This window comes from Pseudomonas frederiksbergensis (genome assembly GCF_003732705.1).
Taxonomy (GTDB): domain Bacteria; phylum Pseudomonadota; class Gammaproteobacteria; order Pseudomonadales; family Pseudomonadaceae; genus Aquipseudomonas; species Aquipseudomonas frederiksbergensis_F.
The window spans coordinates 291,227-306,455 of sequence record NZ_MOBR01000004.1; the positions used below are offsets into that span (position 1 = coordinate 291,227).

27 protein-coding genes are annotated in these 15,229 nt (G+C 54.3%); all 27 read right to left on the minus strand.

Annotated elements, in window-relative coordinates; all coding sequences use genetic code 11:
* Positions 1 to 23 precede the first annotated feature (23 nt).
* A complete protein-coding gene (gene rpsM, locus BK667_RS03550; RefSeq protein ID WP_003186020.1) occupies positions 24 to 380 on the minus strand; it encodes a 30S ribosomal protein S13 in 357 nt (118 codons plus the stop codon).
* A gap of 130 nt (positions 381 to 510) precedes the next feature.
* Complete coding sequence (gene rpmJ, locus BK667_RS03555; protein WP_002555468.1) at positions 511 to 627, minus strand: 50S ribosomal protein L36; 117 nt, start codon at positions 625 to 627, stop codon at positions 511 to 513.
* 27 nt (positions 628 to 654) lie between these two features.
* Positions 655 to 1,983 (minus strand): preprotein translocase subunit SecY, encoded by a 1,329-nt coding sequence (gene secY / locus BK667_RS03560; protein ID WP_077574735.1) that lies wholly within the window; start codon positions 1,981 to 1,983, stop codon positions 655 to 657.
* The gene (rplO, locus tag BK667_RS03565; RefSeq protein ID WP_007896782.1) at positions 1,984 to 2,421 is read right to left on the minus strand and encodes a 50S ribosomal protein L15; all 438 of its coding nucleotides are present in this window, start codon (positions 2,419 to 2,421) and stop codon (positions 1,984 to 1,986) included.
* 3 nt (positions 2,422 to 2,424) lie between these two features.
* Positions 2,425 to 2,601, minus strand: coding sequence for a 50S ribosomal protein L30 (rpmD, locus tag BK667_RS03570; RefSeq protein ID WP_003186033.1), 177 nt, complete (start codon positions 2,599 to 2,601; stop codon positions 2,425 to 2,427).
* A 2-nt stretch (positions 2,602 to 2,603) separates the two neighbouring features.
* On the minus strand, positions 2,604 to 3,104 hold the full coding sequence (rpsE, locus tag BK667_RS03575; protein WP_007943782.1) for a 30S ribosomal protein S5: 501 nt from the start codon (positions 3,102 to 3,104) through the stop codon (positions 2,604 to 2,606).
* 3 nt (positions 3,105 to 3,107) lie between these two features.
* Positions 3,108 to 3,458, minus strand: coding sequence for a 50S ribosomal protein L18 (rplR, locus tag BK667_RS03580; protein ID WP_003186037.1), 351 nt, complete (start codon positions 3,456 to 3,458; stop codon positions 3,108 to 3,110).
* Positions 3,459 to 3,468: 10 nt separating this feature from the next.
* The gene (rplF, locus tag BK667_RS03585; protein ID WP_007896774.1) at positions 3,469 to 4,002 is read right to left on the minus strand and encodes a 50S ribosomal protein L6; all 534 of its coding nucleotides are present in this window, start codon (positions 4,000 to 4,002) and stop codon (positions 3,469 to 3,471) included.
* Positions 4,003 to 4,014: 12 nt separating this feature from the next.
* Positions 4,015 to 4,407: a 30S ribosomal protein S8 gene (gene rpsH / locus BK667_RS03590; protein ID WP_003186040.1), complete on the minus strand. Its 393-nt coding sequence runs from the start codon at positions 4,405 to 4,407 to the stop codon at positions 4,015 to 4,017.
* Positions 4,408 to 4,616: 209 nt separating this feature from the next.
* Positions 4,617 to 4,922: a 30S ribosomal protein S14 gene (rpsN, locus tag BK667_RS03595; RefSeq protein ID WP_003176414.1), complete on the minus strand. Its 306-nt coding sequence runs from the start codon at positions 4,920 to 4,922 to the stop codon at positions 4,617 to 4,619.
* 13 nt (positions 4,923 to 4,935) lie between these two features.
* Positions 4,936 to 5,475: a 50S ribosomal protein L5 gene (rplE, locus tag BK667_RS03600; protein WP_003176415.1), complete on the minus strand. Its 540-nt coding sequence runs from the start codon at positions 5,473 to 5,475 to the stop codon at positions 4,936 to 4,938.
* Positions 5,476 to 5,495: 20 nt separating this feature from the next.
* The gene (rplX, locus tag BK667_RS03605; protein ID WP_003176416.1) at positions 5,496 to 5,810 is read right to left on the minus strand and encodes a 50S ribosomal protein L24; all 315 of its coding nucleotides are present in this window, start codon (positions 5,808 to 5,810) and stop codon (positions 5,496 to 5,498) included.
* An 11-nt stretch (positions 5,811 to 5,821) separates the two neighbouring features.
* Positions 5,822 to 6,190: a 50S ribosomal protein L14 gene (gene rplN / locus BK667_RS03610; protein WP_002555479.1), complete on the minus strand. Its 369-nt coding sequence runs from the start codon at positions 6,188 to 6,190 to the stop codon at positions 5,822 to 5,824.
* 23 nt (positions 6,191 to 6,213) lie between these two features.
* Complete coding sequence (gene rpsQ, locus BK667_RS03615) at positions 6,214 to 6,480, minus strand: 30S ribosomal protein S17 (protein ID WP_003176419.1); 267 nt, start codon at positions 6,478 to 6,480, stop codon at positions 6,214 to 6,216.
* 2 nt (positions 6,481 to 6,482) lie between these two features.
* Positions 6,483 to 6,674: a 50S ribosomal protein L29 gene (gene rpmC / locus BK667_RS03620; RefSeq protein ID WP_008030901.1), complete on the minus strand. Its 192-nt coding sequence runs from the start codon at positions 6,672 to 6,674 to the stop codon at positions 6,483 to 6,485.
* Positions 6,674 to 7,087: a 50S ribosomal protein L16 gene (rplP, locus tag BK667_RS03625; protein ID WP_007896757.1), complete on the minus strand. Its 414-nt coding sequence runs from the start codon at positions 7,085 to 7,087 to the stop codon at positions 6,674 to 6,676. Before rplP ends, rpmC begins: the two co-directional genes overlap by 1 nt.
* 12 nt (positions 7,088 to 7,099) lie before the next feature.
* Positions 7,100 to 7,786, minus strand: coding sequence for a 30S ribosomal protein S3 (gene rpsC / locus BK667_RS03630; protein ID WP_003176422.1), 687 nt, complete (start codon positions 7,784 to 7,786; stop codon positions 7,100 to 7,102).
* A 13-nt stretch (positions 7,787 to 7,799) separates the two neighbouring features.
* Positions 7,800 to 8,132 (minus strand): 50S ribosomal protein L22, encoded by a 333-nt coding sequence (gene rplV, locus BK667_RS03635; protein ID WP_003103908.1) that lies wholly within the window; start codon positions 8,130 to 8,132, stop codon positions 7,800 to 7,802.
* 13 nt (positions 8,133 to 8,145) lie between these two features.
* A complete protein-coding gene (rpsS, locus tag BK667_RS03640; protein ID WP_002555486.1) occupies positions 8,146 to 8,421 on the minus strand; it encodes a 30S ribosomal protein S19 in 276 nt (91 codons plus the stop codon).
* Between the two features lie 16 nt (positions 8,422 to 8,437).
* Positions 8,438 to 9,262, minus strand: a complete 825-nt coding sequence (gene rplB, locus BK667_RS03645) for a 50S ribosomal protein L2 (protein WP_003176423.1) — start codon at positions 9,260 to 9,262, stop codon at positions 8,438 to 8,440.
* Between the two features lie 14 nt (positions 9,263 to 9,276).
* A complete protein-coding gene (rplW, locus tag BK667_RS03650) occupies positions 9,277 to 9,576 on the minus strand; it encodes a 50S ribosomal protein L23 (protein ID WP_002555488.1) in 300 nt (99 codons plus the stop codon).
* Positions 9,573 to 10,175 (minus strand): 50S ribosomal protein L4, encoded by a 603-nt coding sequence (gene rplD, locus BK667_RS03655; RefSeq protein ID WP_007896707.1) that lies wholly within the window; start codon positions 10,173 to 10,175, stop codon positions 9,573 to 9,575. The genes rplW and rplD overlap by 4 nt, the downstream gene beginning before the upstream one ends.
* 12 nt (positions 10,176 to 10,187) lie before the next feature.
* Positions 10,188 to 10,823: a 50S ribosomal protein L3 gene (gene rplC, locus BK667_RS03660; RefSeq protein ID WP_003186059.1), complete on the minus strand. Its 636-nt coding sequence runs from the start codon at positions 10,821 to 10,823 to the stop codon at positions 10,188 to 10,190.
* An 80-nt stretch (positions 10,824 to 10,903) separates the two neighbouring features.
* Positions 10,904 to 11,215, minus strand: a complete 312-nt coding sequence (rpsJ, locus tag BK667_RS03665; protein WP_003186070.1) for a 30S ribosomal protein S10 — start codon at positions 11,213 to 11,215, stop codon at positions 10,904 to 10,906.
* A 142-nt stretch (positions 11,216 to 11,357) separates the two neighbouring features.
* The gene (tuf, locus tag BK667_RS03670; protein ID WP_008145495.1) at positions 11,358 to 12,551 is read right to left on the minus strand and encodes an elongation factor Tu; all 1,194 of its coding nucleotides are present in this window, start codon (positions 12,549 to 12,551) and stop codon (positions 11,358 to 11,360) included.
* Positions 12,552 to 12,582: 31 nt separating this feature from the next.
* The gene (fusA, locus tag BK667_RS03675; protein WP_008145494.1) at positions 12,583 to 14,688 is read right to left on the minus strand and encodes an elongation factor G; all 2,106 of its coding nucleotides are present in this window, start codon (positions 14,686 to 14,688) and stop codon (positions 12,583 to 12,585) included.
* A gap of 30 nt (positions 14,689 to 14,718) precedes the next feature.
* Positions 14,719 to 15,189 (minus strand): 30S ribosomal protein S7, encoded by a 471-nt coding sequence (gene rpsG / locus BK667_RS03680; RefSeq protein WP_002555493.1) that lies wholly within the window; start codon positions 15,187 to 15,189, stop codon positions 14,719 to 14,721.
* Positions 15,190 to 15,229 lie beyond the last annotated feature (40 nt).

Sequence of the window (15,229 nt, forward strand, 5' to 3'; positions counted from 1 at the left end):
TTCCTGTCGATTCGCTGGGGCGATTACTTGCGGATCGGCTTACGCGGACCTTTACGGGTACGCGCGTTAGTCTTGGTACGCTGACCGCGCACTGGAAGACCACGACGATGACGCAGACCGCGATAGCAACCGAGGTCCATCAAACGCTTGATTTTCATGTTGATTTCGCGACGCAGGTCACCTTCAGTGGTGAACTTCGCCACTTCGCCACGCAGCTGTTCAATCTGCTCGTCGCTCAGATCTTTGATCTTTGCGGCTGGGTTTACCCCAGTCACTGCACAAATCTTCTGTGCAGTAGTGCGACCAACACCATAGATGTAGGTCAGCGAGATAACAGTATGCTTGTTATCTGGAATGTTAACGCCTGCAATACGGGCCATTCAGTGGGACTCCAATTGACAGCTACCTACGCCCCGGAAGCCAAGAAATAGGGCGCGAGATAATATCGCTGTAATAACAAATAATCAACCCGGCAGCGCACTAGCTGCCGGGCTTGAAGCACAATCACACTCAGCCTTGGCGCTGTTTGTGACGCGGTTCCGCGCTGCAAATTACTCGAACAACACCTTCGCGGCGAATAATCTTGCAGTTACGGCACAGCTTTTTCACCGATGCACGAACTTTCATCACCAACTCCTCGAACCTTATGGGTACTCAGCGCAACATGCCGCTGCCGTAACCCTTCAGGTTGGCTTTCTTCATCAGGGATTCGTACTGGTGCGAAACGAGGTGCGATTGTACTTGGGACATGAAGTCCATCACAACCACGACGACGATCAGCAACGAGGTCCCGCCAAGGTAGAACGGTACGTTTGCCGCAACCACCAGAAACTGGGGCAGCAGGCACACGGCCGTCATGTAAAGAGCACCGAACATGGTCAAACGAGTCAGAACGCCATCAATGTAGCGCGCAGACTGCTCGCCTGGACGGATGCCCGGAATAAAGGCACCGGACTTCTTCAGGTTTTCCGCTACGTCTTTCGGATTGAACATCAACGCCGTATAGAAGAAGCAGAAGAAAATAATCCCTGCACTAAACAGCAGAATATTCAACGGCTGACCAGGAGCGATCGACTGCGAGATGTCCTGCAACCAGCCCATACCTTCAGACTGACCGAACCAGGCACCCAACGAAGCCGGGAACAGCAAAATGCTGCTCGCGAAAATGGCCGGAATAACACCGGCCATGTTCACCTTCAACGGCAAGTGGCTAGTCTGCGCAGCAAAGACCTTGCGGCCCTGCTGACGCTTGGCGTAGTGAACAGCAATACGACGCTGACCACGCTCAATGAACACCACGAAACCGATAATCGCTACTGCCAGCAAACCGATGGCAACCAGGGCGAAAATGTTGATATCACCCTGACGCGCAGACTCGAAAGACTGCCCGATCGCTCTCGGAAGACCGGCGACGATACCCGAAAAAATCAACATCGAGATACCGTTGCCAACACCACGCTCAGTAATCTGCTCACCCAGCCACATCATGAACATCGCACCAGCCACAAAAGTGGATACCGCGACGAAATGGAAGCCAAAGTCACCAGTGAACGCAACACCCTGCCCTGCCAGACCAATGGACATGCCAATAGCCTGAACGAGAGCGAGGATGACAGTGCCGTAGCGGGTGTACTGGCTGATCTTGCGACGGCCAGCTTCACCTTCCTTCTTCAACTGTTCCAGCTGCGGGCTGACGGCGGTCATCAGTTGCATGATGATCGATGCCGAAATGTACGGCATGATCCCCAGTGCAAAGATGCTCATCCGCTCCAGCGCGCCGCCGGAAAACATGTTGAACAAGCTAAGAATGGTCCCCTCATTCTGTCGAAACAGGTCCGCGAGTCGGTCCGGGTTGATACCTGGAACCGGGATGTGTGCGCCTATTCGGTAGACGATAATCGCCAGGAACAGAAAACGCAGACGAGCCCAGAGTTCAGACATACCGCCTTTGCCGAGCGCAGAGAGAGCACCTTGCTTAGCCATTTATTCCTCGAACTTGCCGCCAGCTGCTTCGATAGCCGCACGCGCACCTTTGGTGGCGCCGATTCCCTTTCCGATGGTGACAGCGCGAGTAACTTCGCCGGACAGCATGATTTTCACACGCTGTACGTTGACGTTAATCACGTTGGCATCTTTCAGGGACTGCACGGTGACGATGTCGCCTTCCACTTTGGCCAGCTCGGACAAACGCACTTCTGCGCGGTCCATGGCTTTCAGGGAAACGAAACCGAATTTCGGCAGGCGACGATGCAGCGGCTGTTGACCGCCTTCAAAGCCTGGAGCAATGGTGCCACCGGAGCGGGAGGACTGACCTTTGTGGCCACGGCCACCGGTCTTGCCCAAACCACTACCGATACCACGGCCCGGACGATGCTTTTCGCGACGGGAACCCGGCGCTGGACTCAGATCATTGAGTTTCATCGATTAACCCTCGACACGCAGCATGTAGTAAGCCTTGTTGATCATCCCGCGATTCTCGGGAGTATCAAGTACTTCTACAGTGTGACCGATGCGACGCAGACCCAGACCCTTAACGCACAGTTTGTGGTTAGGGATGCGGCCGGTCATGCTTTTGATCAGCGTAACTTTAACGGTAGCCATGATCAGAAGATCTCCTTGACGCTTTTGCCACGCTTGGCGGCAATGGATTCAGGAGACTGCATAGCTTTCAAACCTTTGAAAGTGGCGTGAACCACGTTTACCGGGTTAGTCGAGCCGTAGCACTTGGCCAGAACGTTCTGAACGCCAGCAACTTCGAGGACAGCACGCATAGCGCCGCCAGCGATGATACCGGTACCTTCAGAAGCAGGCTGCATGTACACCTTCGAAGCGCCGTGACCGGACTTCATTGCGTACTGCAGCGTGGTGCCGTTCAGATCAACTTGGATCATGTTGCGGCGAGCAGCTTCCATTGCCTTCTGGATCGCAGCAGGCACTTCACGTGACTTGCCACGGCCGAAGCCAACACGCCCTTTACCATCACCAACCACGGTCAACGCGGTGAAAGTGAAGATACGGCCGCCTTTAACGGTTTTGGCTACGCGGTTAACTTGAACCAGCTTCTCAATGTAGCCTTCGTCGCGCTTTTGGTCGTTATTTGACATAACTTAGAACTCCAGCCCAGCTTCACGAGCAGCATCAGCCAGCGCCTTGACGCGGCCGTGATACTTGAAGCCAGAGCGGTCGAAAGCCACCTGCGAGACGCCAGCGGCTTTAGCACGCGTAGCGACCAGCTGGCCAACCTTAGTGGCCGCGTCGATGTTGCCAGTGGCGCCATCACGCAGTTCTTTATCCAAAGTCGAGGCAGATGCCAGGACTTTGTTGCCGTCGGCCGAAATGACCTGGGCGTAGATGTGCTGCGACGAGCGGAACACGCAGAGACGCACGACTTCGAGTTCGTGCATTTTCAGGCGTGCTTTGCGAGCGCGACGCAGTCGAGTAACTTTTTTGTCGGTCATTTGCTATGCCCTACTTCTTCTTGGCTTCTTTACGACGGACGACTTCGTCCGCGTAGCGCACACCTTTGCCTTTGTACGGCTCTGGTGGACGGAAGTCGCGGATCTCGGCGGCCACTTGACCTACCAGCTGCTTATCGATACCCCGGATCAGGATGTCGGTCTGGCTAGGAGTCTCAGCGGTGATGCCTTCCGGCAGTTCATAATCCACTGGGTGCGAGAAGCCAAGAGCCAGGTTCAGCACTGTGCCTTTTGCTTGCGCTTTGTAACCAACACCGACCAGCTGGAGCTTGCGCTCGAAGCCTTGGCTTACGCCTTGGACCATGTTGTTTACCAACGCACGAGTGGTACCAGCCATTGCGCGAGTTTGTTGATCGCCATTGCGAGCAGCGAAACGCAGCTCACCAGCTTCTTCAACGATCTCAACGGACGAATGGATGTTCAGTTCGAGAGTGCCCTTGGCACCCTTCACCGAAAGCTGTTGGCCTGCGAATTTTACTTCGACACCGGCTGGCAGCTTAACGGGGTTCTTAGCGACGCGTGACATGCTTATCCCCCCTTAGAACACAGTGCAAAGAACTTCGCCGCCGACACCGGCAGCGCGCGCAGCACGATCCGTCATCACACCTTTGTTGGTGGAGACGATAGACACACCGAGACCGCCACGAACTTTTGGCAGATCATCGACGGACTTGTACTGACGCAGGCCTGGACGGCTAACGCGCTTCACTTCCTCGATGACCGGACGGCCTTCGAAGTACTTCAGCTCGATGGACAGCAGTGGTTTGATTTCGCTGCTGATCTGATAACCCGCAATGTAACCTTCGTCCTTCAGGACTTTGGCAACAGCTACCTTCAAAGTAGAAGATGGCATGCTTACGACGGACTTTTCAGCCATCTGGGCATTACGGATTCGAGTTAGCATGTCCGCTAACGGGTCCTGCATACTCATGGGCTAGACGCTCCTAATACAAAAAAATTAGCCTTGCGGCTACTACTTGTCACCGAGCTCATCCATGCGAAAAAAGCACGGGCTCAGGCGAGCCGGGTATTCTAGACACACCCCACAAATGAATCAAGCCCCAATAGGGGCTTGATTCAAGTTCAAGGTCACCGGCGGTCAGGATCTTACGAACCTGGACGCCGAGACTTTGATAGTGCTTACCAGCTGGCTTTAACCAGACCAGGTACGTCACCACGCATTGCAGCTTCACGCAGTTTGTTACGGCCGAGGCCGAACTTGCGGTAAACGCCGTGTGGACGACCGGTCAGGCGGCAGCGGTTACGCATGCGCGAGGCGCTTGCGTCACGTGGCTGCTTCTGCAGAGCTACTGTAGCTTCCCAACGCGCTTCTGGACTTGCGTTCAGATCAACGATGATAGCTTTCAGTGCTGCACGCTTTTTGGCGTACTTGGCAACCGTGAGCTGACGTTTCAGCTCGCGGTTTTTCATGCTCATCTTGGCCATTTTCCTACTCCAATCAGTTGCGGAACGGGAATTTGAAAGCACGCAACAGGGCGCGACCTTCATCATCGTTCTTGGCAGTGGTGGTCAGGGTAATGTCCAGACCGCGGAGAGCATCGATCTTGTCGTAGTCGATTTCCGGGAAGATGATCTGCTCTTTAACGCCCATGCTGTAGTTACCACGACCATCGAAGGACTTGGCATTCAGGCCGCGGAAGTCGCGAACCCGAGGCAGGGAGATCGACAGCAGACGATCCAGGAATTCGTACATACGCTCACGGCGCAGAGTCACTTTGACGCCGATCGGCCAACCTTCACGGACTTTAAAGCCAGCGATGGATTTCCGAGCGTAAGTCACAACGACTTTCTGACCGGTGATCTTTTCCAGGTCGGCAACAGCATGCTCGATGACTTTCTTGTCACCGACCGCTTCGCCCAGACCCATGTTCAGGGTGATTTTTGTAACGCGTGGAACTTCCATCACGTTCGAAAGCTTAAGTTCTTCCTTAAGCTTCGGTGCGATTTCCTTCCAGTAAATCTCTTTTAGTCGTGCCATGGTCTTCTACCTAGCAGTGTTCAAGCATCAACCGCTTTTTGGGTCGACTTGAAGACACGAATTTTCTTGCCGTCTTCTACTTTGAAACCAACGCGATCAGCCTTGTTGGTTTCGCCGTTGAAAATGGCGACGTTAGAAGCGTCCAGTGGAGCTTCTTTTTCGACGATACCGCCTTGTACGCCCGACATCGGGTTAGGCTTGGTATGACGCTTAACCAGGTTCAAACCACCAATAACCAGACGGTTATTAGCGAGAACCTTAAGCACCTTACCGCGCTTACCTTTGTCTTTGCCGGCGATCACGATGATCTCGTCGTCACGACGAATCTTTTGCATGTCGGATCTCCTTACAGCACTTCTGGGGCGAGCGAGACGATCTTCATGAACTTCTCAGTACGAAGTTCACGGGTCACTGGCCCAAAGATACGGGTGCCGATCGGCTCTTGCTTGTTGTTCAGAAGAACAGCAGCGTTGCCATCAAAGCGGATAATGGAGCCATCAGCACGACGTACGCCGTGACGAGTGCGGACTACAACAGCAGTCATCACTTGGCCTTTTTTCACTTTACCGCGAGGAATTGCTTCCTTCACGGTAACTTTGATGATGTCACCGATACCAGCGTAACGACGATGGGAGCCACCCAGCACCTTGATGCACATAACACGGCGAGCGCCAGAGTTATCGGCCACATCGAGCATGGATTGAGTCTGAATCATATAATTTCTCCGACCCCTAGTCCTTAGACTTCCACAGCGCGTTCGAGAACATCAACCAGCGCCCAAGACTTAGTCTTGGCCAAAGGACGAGTTTCACGAATAGTGACTTTGTCGCCGATGTGGCACTGATTGGTTTCGTCGTGCGCGTGCAGCTTAGTCGAACGCTTAACGTATTTACCGTAGATCGGGTGCTTTACGCGACGCTCGATCAGAACGGTGATGGTCTTGTCCATTTTGTCGCTGACAACACGGCCAGTCAGCGTACGGACGGTTTTTTCGGCTTCAGCCATGATTACTTACCTGCCTGCTGTTTGAGCACAGTCTTCACGCGAGCGATGTCACGCTTAACTTGCCGGAGCAGGTGAGACTGCCCCAACTGGCCAGTTGCTTTCTGCATACGCAGATTGAACTGGTCGCGCAGCAGGCCGAGCAGTTGCTCGTTAAGCTGCGGCGCGTCTTTTTCACGAAGTTCATTCGCTTTCATCACATCACCGTCCGTTTAACAAAAGCGGTGGCGAGCGGCAGCTTTGCAGCAGCCAGGGCAAAAGCCTCACGCGCCAGCTCTTCAGAAACGCCCTCGATTTCATACAGGACTTTGCCTGGCTGAATCTGGGCAACCCAGTACTCCACACTACCCTTACCTTTACCCATCCGAACTTCGAGGGGCTTTTTGGAAATAGGCTTGTCCGGGAATACACGGATCCAGATCTTGCCACCACGTTTAACGTGACGGGTCAGAGCACGACGCGCTGACTCGATCTGACGAGCGGTGAGACGACCACGAGCTACAGACTTCAGCGCGAACTCGCCGAAGCTGACTTTGCTACCGCGCTGAGCCAGACCACGGTTGTGGCCTGTCATCTGCTTGCGGAACTTCGTACGCTTTGGTTGCAACATTTGGCGTACCCCTTACTTAGCAGCTTTTTTACGAGGCGCTGGTGCTTGTGGTTTCAGTTCTTCTTGGCGACCACCAATTACTTCGCCTTTGAAGATCCAAACCTTTACACCGATCACACCGTAAGTGGTGTGAGCTTCGTAGTTGGCATAGTCGATGTCGGCACGCAGGGTGTGCAGTGGCACACGACCTTCGCGATACCATTCAGTACGTGCGATTTCAGCACCGCCGAGACGACCGCTCACTTGGATTTTGATGCCTTTGGCACCAATGCGCATGGCGTTCTGTACAGCGCGCTTCATAGCGCGACGGAACATTACGCGACGCTCCAGCTGCTGAGCTACGCTCTGCGCAACCAACATACCGTCGAGTTCCGGCTTGCGGATTTCTTCGATATTGATGTGCACAGGCACACCCATTTGTTTGGTCAGGTCCTGACGCAGTTTCTCAACATCTTCACCTTTCTTCCCGATAACGATACCTGGACGAGCAGTGTGGATGGTGATACGTGCAGTTTGAGCCGGACGATGGATATCGATACGGCTTACGGACGCGCTTTTTAGTTTGTCTTGGAGATACTCGCGCACCTTCAGATCAGCGAACAAATAGTCCGCATAAGTCCGACCGTCTGCGTACCAGACGGAGGTGTGCTCCTTGACGATTCCCAGGCGAATGCCAATGGGATGTACTTTCTGACCCATCTCTTCGACTCCGTTACTTGTCAGCAACCTTGACAGTGATATGGCAAGACCGCTTGACGATGCGATCAGCACGGCCTTTGGCACGTGGCATGATTCGCTTCAGCGAACGCCCTTCGTTGACGAAAACGGTGCTGACTTTAAGGTCATCAACGTCTGCGCCTTCGTTATGCTCGGCGTTGGCTACGGCCGACTCCAGCACTTTCTTCATGATCTCGGCGGCTTTCTTACTGCTGAAAGCCAACAGGTTGAGCGCTTCGCCCACCTTCTTCCCGCGGATCTGGTCGGCGACCAAGCGGGCTTTCTGGGCGGAGATTCGAGCGCCCGACAACTTAGCGGCTACTTCCATCGTTCCTTACCCCTTAACGCTTGGCTTTCTTGTCTGCCACGTGCCCACGATATGTGCGGGTACCGGCAAACTCGCCTAGTTTGTGGCCGACCATGTCTTCGTTCACGAGAACTGGAACATGTTGACGACCGTTATGCACAGCAATGGTCAAACCGACCATTTGTGGCAGGATCATCGAACGACGCGACCAGGTCTTAACTGGTTTGCGATCGTTCTTTTCCGCCGCCACTTCGATCTTCTTCAGTAGGTGAAGATCAATAAAAGGACCTTTTTTCAGAGAACGTGGCACTGTCGTATCCCTCTATTTACTTGCGACGACGGACGATCATTTTGTCGGTACGCTTATTACCACGAGTCTTCGCGCCCTTAGTCGGGAAGCCCCATGGCGATACCGGATGACGACCACCAGAGGTACGACCTTCACCACCACCATGTGGGTGGTCAACCGGGTTCATGGCAACACCACGAACGGTTGGGCGAACGCCACGCCAGCGTTTGGCACCAGCTTTACCCAGCGAACGCAGGCTGTGCTCGGAGTTCGAGACTTCGCCCAGGGTCGCGCGGCATTCAGCCAGCACTTTACGCATCTCGCCAGAACGCAGACGCAGGGTCACGTAGACACCTTCACGAGCGATCAGCTGAGCCGAAGCACCAGCGGAACGAGCGATTTGCGCGCCTTTACCTGGCTTCAATTCGATGCCGTGTACGGTGCTACCAACTGGAATGTTACGCAGTTGCAGAGCGTTGCCCGGCTTGATCGGCGCCAAAGCACCTGCGATCAGCTGGTCACCAGCACTCACGCCTTTAGGGGCGATGATGTAGCGACGCTCGCCATCTGCGTACAGCAGCAGAGCGATGTGAGCAGTACGGTTTGGATCGTATTCAATACGCTCGACAGTGGCAGAGATGCCATCTTTGTCGTTGCGACGGAAATCGACCAGACGATAATGCTGCTTATGGCCACCACCGATGTGACGAGTGGTAATGCGACCATTGTTGTTACGACCACCAGTCTTCGATTTTTTCTCGAGCAGCGGTGCGTGAGGAGCGCCTTTATGCAGCTCCTGGTTGACCACCTTGACCACAAAACGGCGGCCAGGGGAAGTCGGTTTGCATTTAACGATTGCCATGATGCACCCCTTCCTTACTCAGCACTGCTGCTGAAATCGAGATCTTGGCCTGGCTGAAGGGAGATAACTGCCTTCTTCCAGTCATTACGCTTGCCCAGACCGCGAGCAGTGCGCTTGCTCTTACCCAGAACATTCAGGGTAGTAACACGCTCTACTTTCACGCTGAACAGGCTTTCGACGGCCTTCTTGATTTCCAGCTTGGTTGCGTCAGTTGCAACCTTGAAAACGAACTGGCCTTTCTTGTCAGCCAGAACCGTAGCCTTTTCGGAAACGTGCGGGCCAAGCAGAACTTTAAATACGCGTTCCTGGTTCATCCCAGCAGCTCCTCGAATTTCTTCACGGCCGACACGGTGATCAACACCTTGTCGTATGCGATCAGACTAACTGGATCGGAACCTTGAACGTCACGTACATCAACGTGTGGCAGGTTACGAGCAGCCAGGTACAGGTTCTGATCAACTACTTCAGACACGATCAAGACGTCAGTCAGGCCCATGCCAGTCAGTTTGTTCAGCAGATCTTTGGTCTTCGGTGCATCAACAGCGAAGTCCTGAACCACAACCAGACGATCAGTACGCACCAGCTCAGCAAGGATGGAACGCATTGCTGCGCGATACATCTTCTTGTTCAGCTTCTGGGTGTGATCCTGAGGACGAGCTGCGAAAGTGGTACCGCCGCCACGCCAGATTGGGCTACGGATAGTACCGGCACGAGCACGGCCAGTACCTTTCTGACGCCAAGGGCGCTTACCGCCACCACGAACGTCGGAACGGGTCTTTTGCTGCTTGCTACCTTGGCGGCCGCCGGCCATGTAGGCCACGACTGCTTGGTGAACCAGCGTCTCGTTGAATTCGCCGCCAAATGTCAGTTCGGAAACTTCGATCGCTTGAGCGTCATTTACATTTAATTGCATGTCAGCTTCCCCTTAACCGCGAGCCTTGGCTGCTGGACGTACAACCAAGTTGCCGCCAGTAGCGCCAGGAACAGCACCCTTGACCAACAACAGATTGCGTTCAGCGTCCACGCGCACTACTTCCAGGGACTGCACGGTCACGCGCTCAGCGCCCATATGACCGGACATTTTTTTGCCCTTGAATACACGACCAGGAGTCTGGCACTGGCCGATAGAGCCTGGAACGCGGTGGGACACGGAGTTACCGTGGGTATTATCTTGCCCGCGGAAGTTCCAACGCTTGATCGTACCCTGGAAGCCTTTACCCTTGGACTGACCGGTTACATCAACCAGTTGACCAGCGGCGAAGATTTCAGCGTTGATCAGATCGCCGGCCTGGTACTCGCCTTCTTCAAGGCGGAATTCCATTACGGTACGACCAGCGGCAACGTTCGCTTTAGCGAAGTGGCCAGCTTGAGCAGCTGTAACACGCGAAGCACGACGCTCGCCTACAGTGACTTGCACTGCACGATAGCCATCGGTCTCTTCAGTTTTGAACTGGGTGACGCGATTCGGCTCGATCTCAATGACCGTGACCGGAATGGAGACACCTTCTTCGGTGAAAATACGGGTCATACCGCATTTACGACCGACTACACCAATAGTCATGTTGTAAACCTCATGAGTGTACGGGGCTTTCACCCGCTATGGCCGCCCATTTCAGAGCGTTACACGACTAAGACCGAGTCTTAGCCGAGGCTGATCTGCACTTCCACACCGGCCGCAAGATCAAGCTTCATAAGTGCATCAACGGTTTTATCCGTTGGCTGGACGATGTCCAGAACGCGCTTATGAGTACGGATCTCGTACTGGTCACGCGCGTCTTTGTTGACGTGCGGGGAGACCAGAACGGTGAACCGCTCTTTACGGGTAGGCAGTGGAATTGGACCACGCACTTGAGCACCAGTACGTTTCGCGGTTTCCACGATTTCCTGGGTGGATTGGTCGATCAGGCGATGGTCAAAAGCCTTCAACCTGATACGGATTTGCTGATTTTGCATTGGATTTCAGACTCCGGCTGCTATTCCCAGCGAGCGCAATACGCCCGTTAAAAGGAGGCGCAATTCTATAGACGGGCTACTACAGTGTCAACCCAATAAAAAAGCCCCCGCTAGGCGGGGGCTTTTTCAAGTCATCACTTACTTAAGCGATGATTTTGGCTACGACGCCAGCGCCGACGGTACGACCGCCTTCACGAATAGCGAAACGCAGACCGTCTTCCATTGCGATGGTTTTGATCAGGGTGACAACCATTTTGATGTTGTCGCCTGGCATTACCATTTCAACGCCTTCCGGCAGTTCGCAGTTACCGGTCACGTCAGTGGTCCGGAAGTAGAACTGTGGACGGTAGCCTTTGAAGAACGGAGTGTGGCGACCGCCTTCTTCTTTGCTCAACACGTACACTTCAGCTTCGAAGGTAGTGTGCGGCTTAACCGAACCTGGCTTGACCAGAACCTGGCCACGCTCAACGTCGTCACGCTTGGTGCCGCGCAGCAGCACGCCGCAGTTCTCGCCAGCACGACCTTCGTCGAGCAGCTTACGGAACATTTCAACACCGGTGCAGGTGGTGACGGTAGTGTCACGCAGACCAACGATTTCCAGTGGATCTTGAACCTTGACGATACCGCGCTCGATACGGCCAGTTACAACAGTACCGCGACCGGAGATCGAGAATACGTCTTCGATTGGCATCAGGAACGGCTTGTCGATAACACGAACTGGATCTGGAATGTAGCTGTCCAGAGTCTCAACCAGTTTACGAACGGCAGTGGTGCCCATTTCGTTGTCGTCTTGGCCGTTCAGAGCCATCAGAGCCGAACCGATGATGATCGGAGTGTCGTCACCTGGGAAGTCGTAAGTGCTCAGCAGATCGCGCACTTCCATCTCAACCAGTTCCAGCAGCTCAGCGTCGTCAACCATGTCAGCCTTGTTCAGGAAGACAACGATGTACGGAACGCCAACCTGACGGGACAGCAGGATGTGCTCACGGGTTTGTGGCATCGGACCATCAGCGGCCGAGCAAACCAGAATAGCGCCGTCCATTTGAGCAGCACCGGTGATCATGTTCTTCACGTAGTCAGCGTGACCTGGGCAGTCAACGTGAGCGTAGTGACGGATCAGCGAGTTGTATTCAACGTGTGCGGTGTTGATGGTGATACCACGAGCCTTTTCTTCTGGAGCGCTGTCGATTTTATCGAAAGCAACAACAGCCGAACCGAAAACTTCGGAGCAGACGCGAGTCAGAGCAGCGGTCAGCGTGGTTTTACCGTGGTCGACGTGACCGATGGTGCCAACGTTGACGTGCGGGAGGGTACGGTCAAATTTTTCTTTAGCCACGACAATTAACTCCTAGCCTAAAGGGGCTGAATCAGCCTTGTTTTTTGGTAACGGTTTCGACGATGTGCGACGGAGCCGTATTGTATTTTTTGAATTCCATAGAGTAGCTTGCGCGACCTTGGGACATGGAACGGACGTCAGTTGCGTAACCGAACATCTCACCCAACGGAACCTCGGCGCGAATCACTTTGCCGGAAACCGTGTCTTCCATACCCAGGATCATGCCGCGACGACGGTTAAGGTCGCCCATCACGTCACCCATATAGTCTTCAGGCGTAACAACCTCTACAGCCATGATCGGCTCAAGCAACTCACCACCGCCCTTCTGGGCCAGTTGCTTGGTCGCCATGGAAGCAGCCACCTTAAACGCCATCTCGTTGGAGTCGACGTCGTGGTAGGAACCATCAAACACGGTAGCCTTCAGGCCGATCAGCGGATAGCCGGCAACTACGCCGTTCTTCATCTGCTCTTCGATACCTTTCTGGATAGCCGGGATGTATTCCTTAGGAACCACACCACCCACTACTTCGTTCAGGAATTGCAGACCTTCCTGACCTTCGTCAGCAGGAGCAAAACGAATCCAGCAATGACCGAACTGGCCACGACCGCCGGACTGGCGAACGAACTTGCCTTCAATTTCGCAGCTCTTCGTGATGCGCTCACGGTACGAAACTTGAGGCTTACCGATGTTGGCTTCGACGTTGAACTCACGGCGCATCCGGTCAACCAGGATGTCCAGGTGCAACTCGCCCATGCCGGAGATGATCGTTTGACCAGTCTCTTCATCAGTCTTGACGCGGAAAGACGGGTCTTCCTGAGCAAGTTTGCCCAGAGCGATACCCATTTTTTCCTGGTCGTCCTTGGTCTTAGGCTCTACGGCAACCGAAATAACCGGCTCCGGGAAGTCCATGCGAACCAGGATGATTGGCTTGTCAGCGTTGCACAAAGTTTCGCCAGTGGTGACGTCCTTCATGCCGATCAAGGCCGCGATGTCACCAGCGCGTACTTCCTTGATTTCTTCACGGGCGTTTGCGTGCATTTGCACCATACGACCCACACGCTCTTTCTTGCCTTTAACCGAGTTGATCACGCCGTCGCCGGAGGCCAACACGCCCGAGTAAACTCGAACGAAGGTCAAGGTACCCACGAATGGGTCGGTAGCGATCTTGAACGCCAGAGCCGAGAACGGCTCGCTGTCGTCTGCGTGACGCTCCATTTCCTTAGTCTCGTCATCCGGGTCAGTACCCTTGATGGCAGGAATGTCGGTAGGAGCAGGCAGGTAGTCGATAACGGCGTCGAGAACCAGGGGAACGCCCTTGTTCTTGAAGGAAGAACCGCAAACAGCCAGAACGATCTCACCAGCGATAGTACGCTGACGCAGAGCGGCCTTGATTTCCGCGTTGGTGAGTTCTTCACCTTCGAGGTACTTGTTCATCAGCTCTTCGCTGGCTTCGGCAGCAGCCTCAACCATGTTACCGCGCCACTCGTCAGCCAGTTCCTGCAGTTCAGCAGGGATAGGCTTACGAACTGGAACCATGCCTTTGTCAGCGTCGTTCCAGTAAACAGCTTCCATGGCCAACAGATCGATCTGACCCTGGAAGTTGTCTTCGGAACCGATAGCCAACTGGATTGGCACCGGAGTGTGACCCAGACGCTGTTTGATCTGACCGATCACGCGCAGGAAGTTCGCACCAGCACGGTCCATCTTGTTTACGTAAACAAGACGTGGAACGCCGTACTTGTTGGCTTGACGCCATACGGTTTCCGACTGAGGCTCAACACCCGAGGTACCGCAGAACACAACGACCGCGCCGTCGAGAACACGCAGGGAACGTTCAACTTCAATAGTGAAGTCAACGTGGCCCGGGGTGTCGATGACGTTGAAACGGTACTGGTCCTTGTGCTGCTTCTCGGAACCCTGCCAGAAGGCGGTAATAGCAGCAGAAGTAATGGTAATACCACGCTCCTGCTCCTGCACCATCCAGTCTGTGGTCGCGGCGCCGTCATGCACCTCGCCCATCTTGTGACTTTTGCCAGTGTAAAAAAGGACGCGCTCGGTGGTGGTGGTTTTACCAGCATCCACGTGAGCAACGATACCGATGTTACGGTAGCGATTAATCGGTGTAGTACGAGCCATAAAGCCCTCGCAAAATTAGTGACGCTAAAATTAGAAGCGGTAGTGCGAGAAAGCCTTGTTGGCTTCAGCCATACGGTGCACGTCTTCACGCTTCTTAACTGCAGCACCTTTACCTTCAGCGGCATCCAACAGTTCGCCAGCCAAACGCAGAGCCATAGACTTCTCGCCGCGCTTGCGGGCGAAGTCTACCAACCAGCGCATTGCCAGGGCGTTACGACGGGACGGGCGAACTTCGACCGGAACCTGGTAAGTAGCACCGCCTACACGGCGCGACTTCACTTCGACCAGCGGAGCGATGGCGTCGAGAGCTTTCTCGAAGATTTCCAGGGGATCGCTGTTCTTGCGTTCTTTAACCTTTTCCAGCGCGCCATAAACGATACGTTCGGCAACGGCTTTCTTGCCGCTTTCCATAACGTGGTTCATGAACTTGGCCAGGATTTGGCTTCCGTATTTTGGATCGTCAAGCACTTCGCGCTTGGCTGCTACGCGTCTTCTTGGCATGGATAAGCCCTCAAACGGTCTTCAGGTTCGCTCGGAATCG

Bases quoted from the DNA above. Each gene is read 5' to 3' on its own strand.
- rpsM (WP_003186020.1), bottom strand. From the start codon at position 380: ATGGCCCGTATTGCAGGCGTTAACATTCCAGATAACAAGCATACTGTT.
- rpmJ (WP_002555468.1), bottom strand. From the start codon at position 627: ATGAAAGTTCGTGCATCGGTGAAAAAGCTGTGCCGTAACTGCAAGATT.
- secY (WP_077574735.1), bottom strand. From the start codon at position 1,983: ATGGCTAAGCAAGGTGCTCTCTCTGCGCTCGGCAAAGGCGGTATGTCT.
- rplO (WP_007896782.1), bottom strand. From the start codon at position 2,421: ATGAAACTCAATGATCTGAGTCCAGCGCCGGGTTCCCGTCGCGAAAAG.
- rpmD (WP_003186033.1), bottom strand. From the start codon at position 2,601: ATGGCTACCGTTAAAGTTACGCTGATCAAAAGCATGACCGGCCGCATC.
- rpsE (WP_007943782.1), bottom strand. From the start codon at position 3,104: ATGTCAAATAACGACCAAAAGCGCGACGAAGGCTACATTGAGAAGCTG.
- rplR (WP_003186037.1), bottom strand. From the start codon at position 3,458: ATGACCGACAAAAAAGTTACTCGACTGCGTCGCGCTCGCAAAGCACGC.
- rplF (WP_007896774.1), bottom strand. From the start codon at position 4,002: ATGTCACGCGTCGCTAAGAACCCCGTTAAGCTGCCAGCCGGTGTCGAA.
- rpsH (WP_003186040.1), bottom strand. From the start codon at position 4,407: ATGAGTATGCAGGACCCGTTAGCGGACATGCTAACTCGAATCCGTAAT.
- rpsN (WP_003176414.1), bottom strand. From the start codon at position 4,922: ATGGCCAAGATGAGCATGAAAAACCGCGAGCTGAAACGTCAGCTCACG.
- rplE (WP_003176415.1), bottom strand. From the start codon at position 5,475: ATGGCACGACTAAAAGAGATTTACTGGAAGGAAATCGCACCGAAGCTT.
- rplX (WP_003176416.1), bottom strand. From the start codon at position 5,810: ATGCAAAAGATTCGTCGTGACGACGAGATCATCGTGATCGCCGGCAAA.
- rplN (WP_002555479.1), bottom strand. From the start codon at position 6,190: ATGATTCAGACTCAATCCATGCTCGATGTGGCCGATAACTCTGGCGCT.
- rpsQ (WP_003176419.1), bottom strand. From the start codon at position 6,480: ATGGCTGAAGCCGAAAAAACCGTCCGTACGCTGACTGGCCGTGTTGTC.
- rpmC (WP_008030901.1), bottom strand. From the start codon at position 6,674: ATGAAAGCGAATGAACTTCGTGAAAAAGACGCGCCGCAGCTTAACGAG.
- rplP (WP_007896757.1), bottom strand. From the start codon at position 7,087: ATGTTGCAACCAAAGCGTACGAAGTTCCGCAAGCAGATGACAGGCCAC.
- rpsC (WP_003176422.1), bottom strand. From the start codon at position 7,786: ATGGGTCAGAAAGTACATCCCATTGGCATTCGCCTGGGAATCGTCAAG.
- rplV (WP_003103908.1), bottom strand. From the start codon at position 8,132: ATGGAAGTAGCCGCTAAGTTGTCGGGCGCTCGAATCTCCGCCCAGAAA.
- rplB (WP_003176423.1), bottom strand. From the start codon at position 9,262: ATGGCAATCGTTAAATGCAAACCGACTTCCCCTGGCCGCCGTTTTGTG.
- rplW (WP_002555488.1), bottom strand. From the start codon at position 9,576: ATGAACCAGGAACGCGTATTTAAAGTTCTGCTTGGCCCGCACGTTTCC.
- rplD (WP_007896707.1), bottom strand. From the start codon at position 10,175: ATGCAATTAAATGTAAATGACGCTCAAGCGATCGAAGTTTCCGAACTG.
- rplC (WP_003186059.1), bottom strand. From the start codon at position 10,823: ATGACTATTGGTGTAGTCGGTCGTAAATGCGGTATGACCCGTATTTTC.
- rpsJ (WP_003186070.1), bottom strand. From the start codon at position 11,215: ATGCAAAATCAGCAAATCCGTATCAGGTTGAAGGCTTTTGACCATCGC.
- fusA (WP_008145494.1), bottom strand. From the start codon at position 14,688: ATGGCTCGTACTACACCGATTAATCGCTACCGTAACATCGGTATCGTT.
- rpsG (WP_002555493.1), bottom strand. From the start codon at position 15,189: ATGCCAAGAAGACGCGTAGCAGCCAAGCGCGAAGTGCTTGACGATCCA.